Source organism: Lentzea albidocapillata (assembly GCF_000719115.1).
Lineage (GTDB): Bacteria > Actinomycetota > Actinomycetes > Mycobacteriales > Pseudonocardiaceae > Lentzea > Lentzea albidocapillata.
Window position 1 is genome coordinate 236,523 of record NZ_JOEA01000006.1, and the last position, 16,479, is coordinate 253,001.

The 16,479-nt window shown below is 71.3% G+C and carries 12 protein-coding genes; 7 read left to right on the forward strand and 5 right to left on the reverse strand.

The genetic code is table 11. The features are described 5' to 3' along the window. Positions 1-139 precede the first annotated feature (139 nt). Entirely contained in the window at positions 140-490 is a 351-nt protein-coding gene (locus tag IG04_RS0110710; RefSeq protein WP_144065525.1) for a hypothetical protein, read from the forward strand. A gap of 83 nt (positions 491-573) precedes the next feature. Then, positions 574-1,587 carry a hypothetical protein gene (locus tag IG04_RS0110715; protein WP_036014269.1) on the forward strand — a complete coding sequence of 338 codons (1,014 nt, stop codon included), beginning with the start codon at positions 574-576 and terminating at the stop codon, positions 1,585-1,587. Here the strand turns inward: IG04_RS0110715 and IG04_RS0110720 are convergent. Continuing rightward, positions 1,577-2,920 carry an IucA/IucC family protein gene (locus IG04_RS0110720; protein WP_030476432.1) on the reverse strand — a complete coding sequence of 448 codons (1,344 nt, stop codon included), beginning with the start codon at positions 2,918-2,920 and terminating at the stop codon, positions 1,577-1,579. The genes IG04_RS0110715 and IG04_RS0110720 overlap by 11 nt on opposite strands. Before the next feature lie 22 nt (positions 2,921-2,942). Between IG04_RS0110720 and IG04_RS0110725 the strand changes: the two genes are divergently transcribed. Beyond that, complete coding sequence (locus IG04_RS0110725; RefSeq protein ID WP_211257729.1) at positions 2,943-4,382, forward strand: IucA/IucC family protein; 1,440 nt, start codon at positions 2,943-2,945, stop codon at positions 4,380-4,382. A gap of 67 nt (positions 4,383-4,449) precedes the next feature. After that, positions 4,450-7,125, forward strand: a complete 2,676-nt coding sequence (locus IG04_RS0110730; RefSeq protein WP_211257735.1) for an AfsR/SARP family transcriptional regulator — start codon at positions 4,450-4,452, stop codon at positions 7,123-7,125. A gap of 60 nt (positions 7,126-7,185) precedes the next feature. On the opposite strand, the gene IG04_RS0110735 is transcribed toward IG04_RS0110730, so the two are convergent. The 4 genes from IG04_RS0110735 to IG04_RS0110750 form a co-directional block, all read right to left on the reverse strand. Next, the gene (locus tag IG04_RS0110735) at positions 7,186-8,619 is read right to left on the reverse strand and encodes a WGR domain-containing protein (RefSeq protein WP_030476435.1); all 1,434 of its coding nucleotides are present in this window, start codon (positions 8,617-8,619) and stop codon (positions 7,186-7,188) included. Positions 8,620-8,681: 62 nt separating this feature from the next. Further along, positions 8,682-9,119 carry a hypothetical protein gene (locus tag IG04_RS0110740; protein ID WP_030476436.1) on the reverse strand — a complete coding sequence of 146 codons (438 nt, stop codon included), beginning with the start codon at positions 9,117-9,119 and terminating at the stop codon, positions 8,682-8,684. A 42-nt stretch (positions 9,120-9,161) separates the two neighbouring features. Continuing rightward, complete coding sequence (locus tag IG04_RS0110745) at positions 9,162-9,620, reverse strand: antitoxin YezG family protein (protein WP_036014270.1); 459 nt, start codon at positions 9,618-9,620, stop codon at positions 9,162-9,164. Continuing rightward, positions 9,589-13,659: a hypothetical protein gene (locus tag IG04_RS0110750; RefSeq protein WP_157512898.1), complete on the reverse strand. Its 4,071-nt coding sequence runs from the start codon at positions 13,657-13,659 to the stop codon at positions 9,589-9,591. The genes IG04_RS0110745 and IG04_RS0110750 overlap by 32 nt, the downstream gene beginning before the upstream one ends. 258 nt (positions 13,660-13,917) lie before the next feature. Between IG04_RS0110750 and IG04_RS0110755 the strand changes: the two genes are divergently transcribed. From IG04_RS0110755 to ligD, 3 genes are all read left to right on the forward strand, one after another. Further along, the gene (locus IG04_RS0110755) at positions 13,918-14,610 is read left to right on the forward strand and encodes a GAF and ANTAR domain-containing protein (RefSeq protein WP_030476439.1); all 693 of its coding nucleotides are present in this window, start codon (positions 13,918-13,920) and stop codon (positions 14,608-14,610) included. A gap of 36 nt (positions 14,611-14,646) precedes the next feature. Next, positions 14,647-15,372, forward strand: a complete 726-nt coding sequence (locus IG04_RS0110760) for a GAF domain-containing protein (protein WP_063758247.1) — start codon at positions 14,647-14,649, stop codon at positions 15,370-15,372. Between the two features lie 92 nt (positions 15,373-15,464). Beyond that, positions 15,465-16,460: a non-homologous end-joining DNA ligase gene (gene ligD / locus IG04_RS0110765; protein ID WP_245816438.1), complete on the forward strand. Its 996-nt coding sequence runs from the start codon at positions 15,465-15,467 to the stop codon at positions 16,458-16,460. Positions 16,461-16,479 lie beyond the last annotated feature (19 nt).

Genomic DNA, 16,479 nt, shown 5'->3' on the forward strand with positions numbered 1-16,479 from the left:
CTGCACACCGGTTTCGCGCTGGTGAGCGGACGTCCGGAAGATGACGGTCTGCAACCAAACGATCGGGGAGTACGCTTACCCCTGTAACTCCGTGCGATCAATCGCCGATGTCCAGGCAACATCGGTGGAGGTGACGCCAATGGGGGCAACCGGTGCCGCCAAGCGCAGACATGACGGTGGATCGGCCCCGTGGTCGGTGGTCGGACTGACTGTCGTGTTCGTCGTTGTGGCCCAGGTCCAGTTCGCCATCGCGGTCGCGGAATCGGTCTGGTGGCCGGCCGTGGTCGGGGTGCTGCTGCTGGCAGCGGCGGTCGCGTTCGTCAAGGCGGCACGCAGGCTGCGTTGGGAAGACAGCGACTCGTACGAGGCACCGCCCGAGGTGGCCATGCCGCTTCCGGCAGAGCACTACGAGAGCCGCGTCGATGCCGACGGAAGCCTGGCACGCGCGGTCGGCGACGTCGTCCACGCGTCACGGCGCTGGCGGGCCTGACAGCCTCATAACGCGGAGACCGGGCCAGCGGGTGGCTCGGTCATGTCGTCGTGTCCGGGGGTCCGTACCCGCAGAATGGGGCCATGCCGACGTCAGCCGAGTGGCTCGAAGTGCGCGCTCACCTGCTCTTATGCCGCCACGCGCTGGCGCTCGCGGCCGTCTCCGAGTACCCGGACGTGCCCAGGGTCGCCGGCACACCGCTGCTCACGTCGCCGGACTGGATGCCTCCCGGTCCGCTCCCGCTGGCCGATCTCTCGCTGGAACTGAAGGCCTCCGCCGCGCTGCCCGAGGTGCCGGTCTCGGCGCTCCCCGACGGGTTCGGCAGCTACTCGGAGGCGATGGCGGCGCTCGCCGCGCCGGCCGTGTTCCAGAACCGCGAGACCTACCGGCTGCTCGGCTTCACCGGGCGGCACCTGACGTTCGGGCTCGGCAGCTACTTCGACGGCATCGACGTGGGCGAGGCCTGCGCGCACGAGTACGCGGCGCGCGAGATGGGGCGGATCGACGCGCTGCCGTCGCGCTCGGGGGTCGGTGATCCGTGCGATCCCCGGCGGCGGCCCGTCAACGTCGCCATCAGCACGCTCACTCTGCGGCACGACGAGGTCTCCGGGGAGGCGACGTTCTTCCTGCACTGGCGGGACCCGAAGCGCGTCGGGCACGCGGGTGGCATGTTCCAGGTGCTGCCGGTCGGGGTGTTCCAGGGTTCGTCCGAGGCCGACTTCTCGTTGTGGCACTGCATGATCCGCGAGTTCGCCGAGGAGATGCTCGGAGCGGAGGAGATCCACGACGCCGACTACGCGGCCTGGCCGTTCGCCCGGCGGCTCACGGAGGCGGCCCGCGTGTTCTACCTCGGCATGGGCGTGGACCCCCTGACGTTCGCCACCGACATGCTGACCGTGGCGGTGATCGAGGCTTCGCGGTTCGACGACTTGTTCGGCGATCTGGTGTCGCACAACGAAGAGGGCGAGGTGCTGCGCGGACTCCCGTTCACCGCTTCGAACATCGAGCGGTTCGTGCATCACGAACCGACGCAGGCCGCCGGTGCCGCGCTGCTGTCGCTGGCCTGGCAGCACCGGGCGGAGCTGCTCAAGGCCTGAACGGGTTCGGCAGGAAGGCCCACTTCGTCGTGCGCGGGTCGAGCCGCATCAGCGTGAGTGGCTTGGCGGGCAACGGATCGTGCAGCAGCGCGTGCCGGTCCGGGGTGTCCGGGACCGTGCGCGCCACCACGTCCCACAGGTCGGCGTCCGGGGCGTCGAGCGCCTCGACCAGTCCGGTCAGCGCGGTCGCGAAGAACGTCGCGAAGGTCTTGGCGCGCAAGGCCTCCGGGCTCGCGTGCAGGCGTCCGGGCAGGCCGGCGCGCGGGCTGACGCGGATGTCGGCGAGGTCGCGGTAGATCACCCGGCTCGGCCTGCCGCCGACCAGGCCGACCAGCAGGTTCTGTTCGTGCGCCTCCAGGGCCACCCCGCGCGCGAGCAGCGTCATCAGCGGCGGCACGGTCAGCTCGGCGAACTCCGCGAGCCAGCCGATCGGGTCGGCGATCGGCCTGCCTCTCAATGCGGCCAGGGGCAGCAGCGTCTCGCCCTCGCGCGGCACGGGTTTGTCGCGCAGGATCACGCCGAGCCGCCGGTCGGGTTCGCCGTCGGTGAGCACGGCGGCCGATGCCCGGTTGTGCTGCAGTTCGATGCCCTCGACAGCCACGTCCAGGAAGTCGGAGACCGTTGTCGCCGTGGCGATCGAGCCGCCGGAGATGTCCCGCACGGCCGAGGTGATTTGCGCGCTCAGCGTCGTTTTGACGTGCCACGCGCCGGCCGAGAGCGTGCGCAGCGCCATCAGCGGGCTCGCGTCGAGGGTGCCGGCGGTGATCACGCCCAGCCGGTCCGCCTGCCAGGGGTGCACCGGGAGCAGGATCCGCTCGCCGTCGCGCAGCTCGTCCGGCCAGTCGCCGAACACCACGTGCTGTGCCGCGGGGTGCAGCCGCAGCGGCACGACCGGGCGGTGCTCGGGGCCGTACGCGAGGTGGTCGGCGGCGGTGAACCCGGTGCGGTTGCGGCAGCACGGGTGCAGCGGATGGCCGTCGACCACGCTCTGCTCGTGCTCCTCCAGCGACCTGTCCAGGAATGGAGTCGTGAGCGGGCTCGTTGTGCGCGACAGGGCCAGTCCGGCCACGCTGTGGGCGACCTCGGCGATCAGGTCCTCCGAGCGGGGCCAGCGCAGTGCGGTGAGGAGGTCGACCGGGTGGGAGTACTCGGTCGGGTCGACGCTGACCTGCGGCAACGGCTCGATCGCGAACGCCCGGCGCAGGCGCGCGAGGATCGCCGCACGGGCTCCGGGCAGCGCCGCGACGAACCTTTCGGCGCGTCTTTCGTCCAGCGCGGCGGCGAACTCGGACTCGACAGGTGTTTGCGTCAGAATGATCTGATCCTGACACATCGCCGGAGAGAAGCGGACACCGGTGGAATCGATCACTGCCCCCGACGGCATCACGACGACGGCCCTGCTGAACTGCCTGCGCCGGGAGGTGGGGGAGTGGGCGGACGGCACGCTCCGGCTGCCGCGCACCGGCACGCTGCTGCGCGTGCGGGAGGGGCGCTGGCTGTCGGACCCCGAGGTGTTCACCGGTTCGTGGCAGCCGTTGTCGTGGCACGAACTCGCCGTGCTCATCACCAAGGAGCTCGGTGACCCGCCGGTCGGCTTCCTGGACGAGATCGCGGGGTCGCGGTCGGCCATCGCCGCCGTGCTCGACGCCCGCACCGCTCCGCCCGCCGATCTCTACCGGCGCTCCGAGCAGGCGTTGGTCGCCGGCCACCGCTACCACCCCGCGCCGAAGGGCCGCGGCGGCCTGCCCGCGCCGGAGTGGCTGCCGTACGCGCCCGAGGTGCACGCGAGTTTTTCGTTGGCGCACCTGGAAGGCTCGTTCGTCGACGACGGCGAGGTGCCGTTGCCCGCCGGGCTCCTCCCCGCGCATCCGTGGCAGCTGACGTTACTGGGGCTCGAAGGTCCGGTGTCCGGGCCCGAGGTGTGGCCGACGTCCTCGGTGCGCACGGTGTACGACCCGGCGGCAGATCTGTTCTACAAGTTCAGCCTCGACGTGCAGATCACCAACGACGTGCGCCGGTTGTGGGCGCACGACCTGCGGTGGATCCCGCCGCTCGCGCGCCTGCTGAGACCGGTGTTCGCGGACATCGCCTCGGTCTTCCCCGGCGCGGCCTTTCTGATCGACCGCGGTTACCGGACGTCGCCGGATGCCTTCGAAGGCCTGGCGGTCGTGGTGCGTGACGGCATCCGGCAGCACGCGCTTCCCGGCGTGACCCCGTTGCTGGCAGCAGGGATCAGCGAGGGCTTCGAGGGAAACCCGTTGGACGGCTTGGATTCCGGCGGTGCGCTGCGTTGGTTCCGGCGGTACGTCTCGGTCGTCGTTCCTCCTGTGCTGCACGCGTTCTTCGCGCACGGTGTCGTGATGGAGTGCCACCTGCAGAACGTCGTGGTGGGCGTCGACGCCGAGGGCATGCCGGTCCAGGCGATCTACCGCGATCCCGAAGGCATGCGGCTGCTGCCCCGGCACGCCGAGCTGCTGTCCTCAATGGACGGATCGGACGGTTCGCGGGGAGTGTCCGAGGCGAAGGGGTGGGAGCGGCTGCGGTACTGCCTCGTCGTCAACCACCTGATCGAGATCGCGGGTGCCGTGCTGGACCGGCACCCCGGCCTGGACGTGTGGGCGGAGGCACGGTCCGTGTTCGTCGCCTATGCGCGAGACCACGGATGTGAACAGGTCATGTCGTTGCTGGACAACCGGTTCGTGCCCGCGAAGGCGAACCTGCTGTTGCGCTGGACGCGTGCGGAGGGCGCGGCGAGCCGGTACGTCGACTGCCCGAACCCGTTGTACCGGAATTAGCTCACCGGCACGGCAACCTGAACGCCGACTGCCGCGTGAAGGTTCCGTGCTGTGTCTTCTGGGAGAAGTGAGTGCGGGAGCGGTGGACCTGGGCGCGCCCAGGCAGCGGTGCGTCCTCGCCGCGCTCGCGGTCGACGCCGGCAAGGTCGTGCCGGTCGACCGGCTGGTCGAACGGGTCTGGGGTGCCGACGCGGCACCGCGGGCGCGCACGACCCTGCACAGCTACGTGTCACGGCTGCGCCGGGCGGTGGCGGCGATCGGCGGGCTGGCGATCGAGCACCGGTCCGGCGGGTACGTCCTGCTCGGTGACGAGATCGACCTGCTGAAGTTCCACGACCTGCGCGCGCGTGCCCGATCCGGGGACGCGGCCGGGTTGCTGACCGAGGCGCTGGCGTTGTGGCGGGCGGAGGCGCTGACCGGCCTCGACGGCGAGTGGGCGCGCGAGGAACGCGACCGGCTGGAACAGGAACGACTGGCGGCCTCGCACGAGCTGGTCGACGCGCGGCTGGCGGCCGGCGGGGGCGGGGAACTGGTGGCCGAGCTGGCCGCACGGGTCGCGAGCCACCCGTTGAACGAGCATGTGGCGCGCCAGTACCTGCTGGCACTGCACCGGGCCGGGCGCGGCACCGATGCGCTGGAGCACTACCGGCGGATCCGTGAGCGGCTGCAGGCGGAGCTGGGCACCGAGCCCTCGGTCGCCTTGCGCGAGCTGCACCAGCGGATCCTCGCCGCCGACCCCCGGCTCACCGCCGCGCCGCCGCTTCCGGTGGTGCCGCGGCAGCTGCCTTCGGAACCCATCACGTTCGTCGGCCGTCACGAGGAACTGGACCGTCTCGACGCCGCCGTCGCCGGCACCGTGCTCATCTCGGCGATCGCGGGCACCGGCGGGATCGGCAAGACCAGCCTCGCGTTGCGCTGGGCGCACCGCAACGCCGGCCGGTTCGCCGACGGCCAGCTGTACATCGACCTGCGCGGCTTCTCGCCGGCCGAGGAGCCGATGGACGCCGGCGAGGCGCTGGGAGGCCTGCTGCACGCGCTGGCCGTCGAACCGGGCCGCATCCCCGCCGACGTCCAGTCCCGTTCGGCGTTGTTCCGCTCGCTGGTCGCGGGCAGGCGGATGGTGCTGGTGCTCGACAACGCGGCGAGCACCGACCAGGTCGTGCCGCTGCTGCCCGGCTCCGAGCTGTGCACCGTGCTCGTCACGAGCCGCAACCGGTTGCCCGGCCTGGTCACCCGGTACGCGGCCGAGCACCTCGTGCTGACCGAGCTCAACGACGCCGACGCCCGCGCGCTGCTCGCCGGCCGGCTCGGCACCGGTCGCCTGGAGGCCGAACCGCGGGCCGTCGACCAGCTGATCGCGATGTGCGGCGGGTTCCCGCTGGCGCTGAGCATCGTCATCGCCCATGCCCAGATCCGGCGAGGCCTGCCGCTGGCCGTCCTCGCCGCCGAACTGAGTGACGCCGTCATCGACGTGCTCGACAACGAGGAGCCCTCCGCCAGCCTGCCCGCCGTGCTGTCGTGGTCGTTGCGCGCCCTGTGCCCGTGGCAGCGCGACGCGTTCGCTCTCCTCGGTACCTCTCCGGGCCCTGACATCGGCCTGGCCGCCGCGGCCTGCCTCCTCGGCATCGAACGGGCACCGGCCAGACAGGTGCTGAGGGCGTTGGAAGAGGCTTCCCTGCTGTACCAGGACGTTCCGGGCCGGTGGCGGATGCACGGCCTGGTCCGTGCCTACGCCGCCGCGGTCGCCCAGGACCTGCCGGCCGTGGTGCGGGAGGAGGCGACCCGGCGGGTGCTCGGCCACTACCTCGAAGCCGCACGGGCGGCGGACCGGACCATGGACCGGCTCCGCTTCCCGCCCCCGATCGACCACGTCGTCCACGACGCGCACGTCGACCCGGTGCCGGACGACCAGGCGGCGCAGGAGTGGTTCGAGGCCGAGTTCGCGTGCCTGGTCGCCGCCCAGCAGTCCGCGCTCGACCAGCAGAGCCACGCCGTCGCCTGGCTGCTGGCGTGGAACACCACCACGTTCATGGCGCGGAGCGGCCTCGTGCACGCCCGCCTCGCGATGTGGCGGATCGCCGCCGATGCCGCCACGCACCTGCGGAACACGGCCGTCCTCGCGAGCACCGAACACATGACCGGTGCCGCCCTCGTCGTGCTGGGGCACCACGAGACCGCCGTCGAACACCTCCACCGCGCACTGGCTTTGGCCGATCCCGTTCACCTGGCCGGAGTCCACTACTCGCTCGGCGTCGCCTGGGGCCCGAAGGACGCGCGGCAGGCGTTCAAGCACGCCCGCCGCGCGCTTGCCGTCTACCGCGTGATGGGTGCGCGGGAGTGGGAAGCGCGCACACTCGCCCAGATAAGCTGGCTCACGGCGTTCCTGGGAAGGCTTGACGCAGCCAGGAGTTTCAGCCGTGTCGCGCTCGCCATGCACCGCGAGCAGGGGTATCGCACGGGGGAGGCGACCATGCTCGCGTGCCTCGGTTTCGTCGCGCACGAAAGCGACTGCTACGAGGAATCCGTTGAGCACTATGAACAAGCCATCGCCGTGGTGCGGGAACTAGGACACCTGCACGGACTCGCGGACGGCCTCGAACGCATGGGCCACACCCTCGTGGCGCTCGGCCGGCACTCGTGCGCCGAGGCCGCCTGGCGGGAGGCGCTCGGCATCTACCTCCAGCGTGGCATGGAGGCAGAAACCGAACGCGTACAACGACTTCTCACCCGAACTCGAAGTTGACCCAGGTGGCCCTGCGCCTTTACGGGGCGAACCAGGACAAGCCGCGAACTTTCCGGCCGCTCAGAGGAGGCGCTTGATCTCTCCCCTCGCCCGGTAGAAGCCGCCGCTCGCCGAGGTGTGGATCTCGGTCACCAGGTACCGCGCGCCGGGCACCCGGATGTCCTTCGGGAACTGCACGGCGCGGGAGCGGTCGTAGCCGTCGGAGATCACGCGGACGCGCATGCGGCCGCCTTCCTGCACGCACTCCACCACGACGCCGCCGGACGGGATCGCGCTGGCCACAACGGTTTCCACCTCGGCCGTCGCCTCGACGCGCTGCCAGTGGTCGGCCTTGATGTCGCTGCGCTGCGGCAGTTCGCCCTGCTCCGCCGCGTGGATCGCGGCTGGGCTGGCGTCGATGCACGCCAGTGAGCCGTCGGTCGTGACAATGTAGAGGCGCTCGTCGCGGTACTGCATGGAGAACGCGGAACCGCAGCCCGTGCCCAGCTTCCACAGGCGCGTGCCGTCCGCCGCGAAGCAGTACACCGACGAGTGGTTGTCGCCGGCGAACACGTAGTCGCCGCCCGGCGAGGTGGCGCACGAGAAAACCGCCGCGTCGCAACGGTAGCGCGCGGTCTCGGCCCCGGTGGCACGGGACAGCCGGTGCACCCACCCGCGGCTGGTGCCCGCGAACACCTCGGTCGGCTCCTGCCAGCCGAACAGCACCGCACCCGTCGTCTCGGCGTGCCACACGGGATCGCCGGTGCGCGCCGCGTAGTGCGTGACGCCCCGGGAGTGCCCGTGGAACGCGCCCTCCGGCGCACACCGCACCATCCACGCGCTGTCGCCCGCGCTGCGGCGGGACCACTGGAACTCGTCCTCGTGGTCGACGATCGTGATGCCGCCCTGACGATCGGACACGCCGAGCACGCCGTCGTCGATGTCGAGCCAGTAGATGTCGACGTCGGTGGCGATCTCGTACGCGACGCGCGGAACCTTGCCGCCCAGGTCGTACACGCGCCCGTCGTCACAGCCCGCGTAGATCCAGAAGTCGTCGGCGACGATGCACTTCACGCCGTCAGGTAGGCCGTAGCGCCCGGTGACCTGGCCGTCGTGCGTGAGCGTGAAGACGTCGCCGCGCTCGTTGCCGACCCACGCCTCGTCCTCGCCGATGAAGATGCCGAACGCGGGCGCACCGGAGTGGAACCGCCACAGCACAGGGGCTTGCCGCGCACTGGACCGCACGCTGGTGATCTCGCGCCGGGTGATCGCCCGCCGCTGCCGCCCGCCCTTGACCGCGGGCGCGTAGCCCTTGCGGACCTTCTCGCCGATCTTCTTCTCGGCCGCGCTCACCGCCTTGGCCTCGTCGGCGAACGTGGACTCGCGCGTCGAGCCCCGCTCGCCGATGCGGCCGAACGTGATGCTCACCCTCGTGCCGTCGACGACGACCTCGTAGAACTTGTGCGCGCTCCCGCTCGCCTCGGACAGCTCCAGGTACGTGGTGGCAGCAGCCACGGTCTCCCCCTCGCGTTGATCAGCTGGAACGACCGTAGCAAGGGGGTCTGACAATTCCGGTGTCAGGCGTTCGCGAGCCCGTTGCGGAACCAGTCCGGCATCTGCTCGTCGTTGCGCGGGAACCACTTCTGCTCGGTGGCGAAGTTCTCCGGGGACGGCGCGGCGTCGAACTTCGGTGCCTCGTCGCGGTTGTAGCGGATGGAGAACGTGCCGGGAGGGTCCAGGATGTACTCGAACTCGATCCACGAACCGAGGCCCTCGGCGTACATGCCCTTGCGCAGCTGCTGGAACTTCCGCCACACCTCCGGCGGGAACGACCAGCCGCGCACCGAACCGTCCGTCATCTTCAGACCCGTGTCGGCCTCGCTGTGCGGGCCGATCATCTTGGCGCGCAGCACCAGGCGCGACCACCCCTGCGGCAGGGTCGGCAGGATCTCCTGGGTGATCTCCGCGAGCTTCTCCTGCTGCTCGATCGGGCTGAGCGCCGGCCAGTTCGCCATGGTTGTTCGCTTTCTCCTAGATCGCGGTCGGGCCCGGTCAGCCTACTGATCGGCCAGGCTCACCTCGTGTGCGCGCTGCAGTTCCAGCCCGCGCTCGACGGTCTCGCGCAGCCAGCCCCGCAGGTGCTCGTCCGCGCGCGGGAACGCCTCCAGATCGCGCACGAACATCATCGGGTGCAGCTCCGGCGACCACCGCGGGTCCTCGTCGTAGTTGAACGTCACCTCGGGCGCGGCTTCGCGGCGCAGCACGAACCGCGCCGACAACCACGTGCCGCGGTCCTCCTCGTACATCTGCTCGCGGAGTTCCTGCAGCCGGTCGGTGATCTCCGCCGGCCGCACCTCGCCCGCGAACCGGCCCTGGGCGTCCTGCGCGGACGTGGCGAGCTCGTACGCCATGACGTTCGCCCAGACGTCCAGGGTGACGCGGTTCCACCCGGCCGGGGCACCCGCCTCCAGCAGCGCGCAGATCTCAGCGACCCTTGTACCGGTCCTGGGGTCCATAGTTCACCTCCGGCCGGTTCGGGAACACGCGTTCCTTGGTGACCACGTTCTCCACGACCGGCTTGTTGTCCGGGCCGAGCTGGACCGTACCGTCCGCGTTGCGCGCGTACGTGACCTCCTGCCAGCGCATGGTCACCTCGGACGGCACGCCGTCCGCCTCGCGGGTCGCCCGCACCTGGTAGTTCTGGACGTCCTGGTGCGGCTGCTTGGAGAACTCGACGAGCTCCGTCTCCTTGTTGCGCCACGACGGCTCGTGGAACCAGCCGTCCTTGGCGTTGCCGGAGTTGGATCCCGCCATCTGCCCGTGCATGTTGAGGTACTCACCGAAGCCGCCGAGCTCGTTGGCCAGCAGGTGGCCACCCGCCCACTTGACGCGCGAGTCCTTCAGCTCCTGGTCGGTGAGCGTGCGGTCCGGCGGGTTGTTCGGATACGCGGCCTCGCCCTCCTGGTAGGCGCGCTGCTGGGCACCCTTGCCGCCGTCGTCGTCGCGGAAGTTCTTGTTCTGGCCGCCCGCCTCGACGTCGCCGGTCATCGAGTCGGTCTGACCGTGCTGGTCCGTGTGGAACGCCAGCATCTTGTCGTTGTTGTGGTAGTTCGGCACCTGGTACTTGGCGTCCGGCAGCAACGGGTGGCTGAGGTCGGGGTTGAACCCGGACCACTTGCCCTTGCCGTCCACCTGCAGGTCCTGCCGGCCGGGCGTGGCCTCGACCCACTTGACGTCGCCGTCGCCGTCGGTGACGAACGTCGTGCGCGTGCCGTTCTGGTTGGTCACCGGGTACTCGGTCCACGGCTGCAACGGCTGGTGGTCCCGCAGCGGGACCGGCACCGGGTCGGGGTTCTCGATCGGCTGGAGCCGGTCGGGCTCGGTGTTGCCGTCCGGCACGGTCTCGCGATCGCGGTGCGGCGCCTGGATCTCCTCGTGCCGGTTGAGCGGCTGCCGCGGCGCGTCCGGGTTGTTCGGGTCGACCGGCTGGTGCGTGGGCCGGTCGAAGTCGACGAACCGCTCGTTGAACGCGGGGTCGTCCGCCGGGATGATCCGGTCCTTCGGCGGCGGCGTGTACTCGGGGTCGGCGTCGGGGTCGTTGCCCTGCGTGCCGTCCCCGCGGTCCACGGCGTCGGCGCCGTCGGTGTCCCGATCGCTGCCGGGCGCGTAACCGTCGTCGCTCGCCCTGGTCCTGGAACCGTCCGGGTGGTGCGTCTCCCACTCGCCGTTGGGCGGGATTTTGGGCGAGCGCGTGCCGTCGGGCGAGATTTCCGGGTCACTGGTGAAGACCCGGCCGCTGCTGTCCGTCCACGCGGGCTTGGTGGGCGCCACCACCGGCGCGTCGAGGTGCCGGGACAACTGCTGCGCGAAGTCGTTGCTGCCCGCGTCGCAGCCGATCAGCCGGACGGGCCTGCTGCCGTCGTAACCGCTGTGCCGCAACATGTCCGCGTACTCGGCGGGCGTGTAGTCGTGCCCGCCGACGCGGGCCCGGCCGTCCGGCGTGACGTGCACGTCGGCCGTGAAGAACCGCGGGTCCTCCGGCACCCGGTGGGGGAGGTCGCCCATGTCGGTGTCGCCACCGTGGTGCGACACACCGGCAGGGGTCTGCTCGGCATGGCGCTCGTGCGCCTGCTGCGGGGAGGGCCGCTCTTCCGCGTGTGACTGCGGCGTGTCGTTGTCCGGCCGGTTGTCGGCGTCGTGGTGGCCGGGGCCGTCGGTGTCGCGGTGGGGACTGGTGGGTCCGTGGCCGGGACCGTCCGGTCGCGCGGCGTCAGGTCGGTTGGCGTCCGGTCGATTGCTGTCGGGTCGTGAGTTGTCGGGCCGGTTGCTGTCCGGTCGGTTGCTGTCCGGGCGTGAGGTGTCAGGGCGCGAGCCGTCGGGACGGTTGTGCGGCTGACCGGGCGCGTCGGGACGCTGACCGGGGTGCGTGACGGGGCCGTCTGCACCACGCGGGCGGGGGCCGTCGGGCCGGTTGGCGTCCGGACGCTGGTGCGGCGCGGGGGAGTCCGGCCTGCTGGGTCCGCCGGGGCCATGACCGCCGGGCGTGTGCGGGCCGGGACCACCGGCGTGTGGCGCTCCCGGACCCGGCCCGAAGCCGGGCTGCTGTGGCGGGTGCGGGTTGGTACCAGGGCCACTCGGGCCGGAGCGCGGGGTGTCCGCGTGAGTCGGCGAGGTGGTCGACTGTGGACGGGTCGGGGCGTCTGTCCGTGCGGACGGCGACGTGGTCCCAGGACCACCGTGCGACCCGTCCGGCGAGTGCGGTGCGCCGGGGCCGCCGGGACCGGACGGCGTGTTGGGGCCGCCGTGTGGTGCGCCGGGACCGCCGTGCGGTGCTGACGGTGCGTTGGGGCTGTGGGGTGCGCCAGGACCACCGTGTGGGCTGGGCGCCGAAGGACCGCCATGCGGCGCGTGCGGTGCGCTTGGACCGTGCGGCGCGGAAGGCGCGTTCGGGGAGCCGGACGGGCCGAAGTTCGGCTGCGAGGGAGCCGACGGCCGGGCCGGCGACGGCGACATGTCCGGGGTGCGCTGCGAAGGCATGCCCGAGCCCAGGTCACCGCGTGCGCCCGGCGTGCCGGTCCAGCCTCCGCCGGAACCCGGACGTGCGCCGCCTGCTGCCGGCGAACCACCTGCGGGGCTGCCGGCGGGACCTCCCGCGGGACCGCCCATCGGACCCTGCTGCGGGGTGGTCGCGGAGCCGGACGGCGGTCCGCCGTCCCGTGGCGCGGACGGGGCGTGCTGCGACGGTGCTTCCGGCGCCGTGACGCCGGCCTGGGTGGTCTGGCCCGTGTTGCGCGGCGGGGCCGCCGGTGCGTCGGGGGACGACGCCGGTCCGTGCGTACTCGGGCCCGACGGGCCACCTGACGGTGACGGCCCGCCCGACGGCCCGCCGCTCGACGGCGAACCCGGCGACGGGGCGTTCGAGGTGCTGGGGCCGTCCGGGCCCGGCGAGGACGAAGGCCCGTTCGGTGAGGACGAGGGTCCGTTCGGCGACGGTGCGTTCGGGGAGGACGAAGGTGAAGGTCCGCCCGGCGAAGGCGAAGAAGGCGACGACGGGCTCGGACCGTCCGGAGAGGACGGTGAAGATGGAGAGGACGGCGAGGACGGCGAAGGTGACGGGCCAGACGGGGCCGAAGGCGACGAAGTCGTTGGCGCGTCAGGGGAGGAGGACGTCGGCGGGCCGCTGGTGGGCGTGCCGCCGGCGTTCGGGAGGTCCGGCGTGTTCGTGGACTGGAAGAGACCACCGGGCTTGATGGACTTCGTCGAGATCACGTCGAGGCCGGTCACCTTGCCGACCAGCTTGCCGACGACCTTCATGATCTTCGTGAAGATCTCGACGATCTTGCCGAGCAGCGGCGAGACCTTCTTGATGGTCTTGATGAGCTTCTGGATGAGCTCGCCGATGCGGGTGGCCCACTTCGAGATCGCGGTGACGGCCTGCGCGACGATCACCGGCGTGCCGAACCCGAGCGTGAACACTGCCTCGAGCACCCACGTGATCAGCTTCGCGACCAGGTCGGCGATCAGGTCGCGCACCATCTCGCGGACGAAGGCGACGACCATGCCCATGATGCCGACGACGGTGCCGACGGAACCGGCGGCGGACGCGGCCCCGGTGATCGCGTCGCCCTGGGCGCCCGCGGCGGCCCGGTACGCGTCCGCGGCGGGGCCCTGCCACTCGGCGGTGCCCTGAACGGCCTGCTGGTACTCCTGCGCGATCTTGCCGAGCTCCTCGGCGACCTTGTTCCACGTGGCCGAGTACGACTCGATCACCGGCGGGTCGCCCGCCAGCCAGTCGAGCGCCTCTTTCAACGGCTGCATGTGTTCCATCAGGAACGACGCCGCGGACGACAGCAGCGTGCCGAACGGGTCGATCGCCATCGACGCGGCGTCCGCGACGAGGCCCACCATGCCCAGGCCGCCCTCGACCCAGTTGCCGTCCTTGATGCCGTTGAACGTGTCCATTGCGGACTCGGCGATGGGGATGCCCGTCGCCCAGCCGTTGTCGCCCGTCCCGGCGTTCATGAACCCCGACGGCTCGGCGTCTGGCTTGACCACCAGAGGATTCGACATCACGTGCCTCCGATGATCTTGGTGATGTCCTCCGGCACGTGCCGTCCTTCCCCCGAAACGCAGCGGAACGCAGTGGTTCCCCAGGATGACGCAGCGTCGGACGCGCTGGTTCCACGAGGCGTCCAAATGGTCCGGACAGCGCAACCGCGTTGCTCCGGCGGGACGCGGATCCGCGAGGTGCGCGCAGGTGGCAGAGGTTCGTATTCTGGTGCTTCACGACAGCGTCGGTGCGAGGGGCCGAGAGTGGACGGGCAACGTCGAGACCGGCTCGAGCGGATGATCGCGGAACGCACCACAGGTTCCGAGTGGCCGCTGGCGCTGTGCGCGGTGTGCGTGCAGGTGCTGCCCGGGGTGGACGCCGCGGCGTTGGTGCTGCGTGGCGACGCGCGGGCGCAGGAGATGGTCAGCGCCAGCGACGGGTGGGCGGCGGTGATCGAGGAACTCCAGTACACGCTGGGCGAGGGTCCCGCGGTGGAGGCCTGTCGCGGTGGCGGTCCGGTGCTGGTCGGGGACGTGCGCGCGGAGCAGGGCAGGTGGCCCGGGTTCGCCGACGCGGCCGCGGAGGAGGGCCTCGCCGCGATGTTCGCGTTTCCCCTGCAGGTCGGTGGCATCCGGCTCGGCACCCTGGACCTGTACCGGCGCCGTCCCGGCGGGCTGTCCGGGGAGGCGGTCACGGACGCCGCCCTGCTGGCCGACCTGGCGACGCTCGCGTTGCTGGAGAACGAGCTCGCGGACGACGAGGACAAGCTGCGGATGGAAGTGTCCTATCAGGACGTTCACATGGCGACCGGTGTGCTGGCGGCGAAGCTGCGCATCAGCCTCGAGGACGCCTTCGCCCGGTTGCGGGCGCACGCCTTCGCCGAGCGGCGGTCGGTGCTGGAGGTCTCGCGCGACGTGCTCGACCAGCGGATTTCCCTCGATCGGCTGGCGGACTGAACCGTGTCGCACCTCGACGGGTCGTATGCTGTGAACGTGTCCGATGTCCGAGACGAGGTTGTTCCCGCGCTGAGCGACCTCACCGCGAGTCTCATCGACCACGACGACCCGGACACCGTGTTGCGCCTGGTCACTGCCGCGTGCACGAGGTTGCTCGGTGCGTCCGCCACCGGCGTGCTGCTGAGCGACCCGCGGGGCGGCATGAGCGTCGTGTCCGCCTCCGACGAGCGGTCGCGGTTCGTGGAACTCCTGCAGACCCAGGCCGACGAAGGTCCCTGTGTCGACTGCATCAGGGACGGGGTGGCCGTGACCACCACCGATCTTGCCGCCGAGGACCGGTGGCCCACGTTCCGGCCGGCCGCGCTCGCCGCCGGTTACCGTGCGGTGCACGCCAGCCCCATGCGACTGGACGGCCAGGTGCTCGGTGGCCTGAACCTGCTCTACCTCGAGCCCGCCTCCCTGGAATCCTGGCAGCAGCGGCTGGCTCAGGTGCTCGCCGACCTGGCGGTGCTGGGACTGTCCCAGGAAACCGGACCAGCGCGCGTGCACCGGCTGACCGAGCGCACGCTGACCACGCTGAACGACCGCGTGCAACTCGCGCACGCCGTCGGCCTGGTCGCGGGCACGCTCGACGTCGGTGTCGACGTCGCGCGGACCCGGATCCTCGACCACGCCCGCGAGGCCGGCAGGCCGGTGCGCGATGTCGCCAGGGCCCTCACCAACGGCGAGATCGAGCCTGCCGCAGTGGCCGCGGCCCGTTAGCCGCAGGAGAGCTCGGCGGCGAGCTTCGTGTCGCGACCTCGCCGATTCTCAGTGACCATGACTGGGAGGGGCGCACGGAGGAGGGCTGCCTGGTGGAAAGCGCGGCACCAGCGGGCCGTCCGCTCGACCTCGTCCGGCCCATGCTCGCCACTCCGGGCAGCGCGCCACAGGACGACGGCTGGGCCGTCGAGTTCAAATGGGACGGTTACCGGGGCGTCGCGCACTGCCAGGGCGGCAACGTGCAGCTGATCAGCCGCAACGACCTCGACTTCATGCAGCGCTTCCCCGAGCTGAACGTCCTGCCCGACCTGCTGCACCACCGGACCGCCGTGCTCGACGGCGAGATCGTGGCCCTGGACCAGGAAGGACGGCCGAACTTCGGACTGCTGCAGCAACGCGACAAGCTCGCTCCCGGCGTGCGGGAGCTGCGGCCGAGCCGGCCGCGCATCGCCTACTTCGTGTTCGACCTGCTGCACCTGGACGGGCGGTCGCTGTTGTCGACGCCCTACGACGCGCGGCGGGCGATGCTCGTCGAGCTGGGCCTGCCCGGTGAACACGCGGTTCAGGTGCCTCCGGCGTTCCTGAGCACCGATCCGGCGGACGTCCTGCACGTGGCGAGCCAGTACGGGTTCGAGGGGATCGTCTCGAAGCGCGCCAAGTCCCGCTACGAGCCGGGTCGCCGGTCACCTGCCTGGGTGAAAACGCCGTTCCGGCACACCCAGGAGGTCGTGATCGGGGGATGGCGCGTCGGGCAGGGCAACCGCGCGGGCAGGCTCGGGTCCCTGCTCCTCGGCGCCCACGACGGCCAGGGCGGCCTGGCGTACGTCGGCCACGTCGGTACGGGCTTCAGCCGGACCGTGCTCGCCGACCTCCAGCGGGAGCTGGAAAGGCTGGAGCGGCCCACCAGTCCGTTCGCCGTCGAGGTGCCGCGCGAGCACGCCCGCAACGCCCGCTGGGTCGAGCCCGAACTGGTGGGCGAGGTCGAGTATCGACAGTGGACATCGGACGGCCGGTTGCGGCATCCGGCCTGGCGTGGCATGCGTCCCGACCGAGATCCGTCCGGCGTGGTACTTCCTCCATCGCCGTGAAGGACGGCGGTTCAGCGCG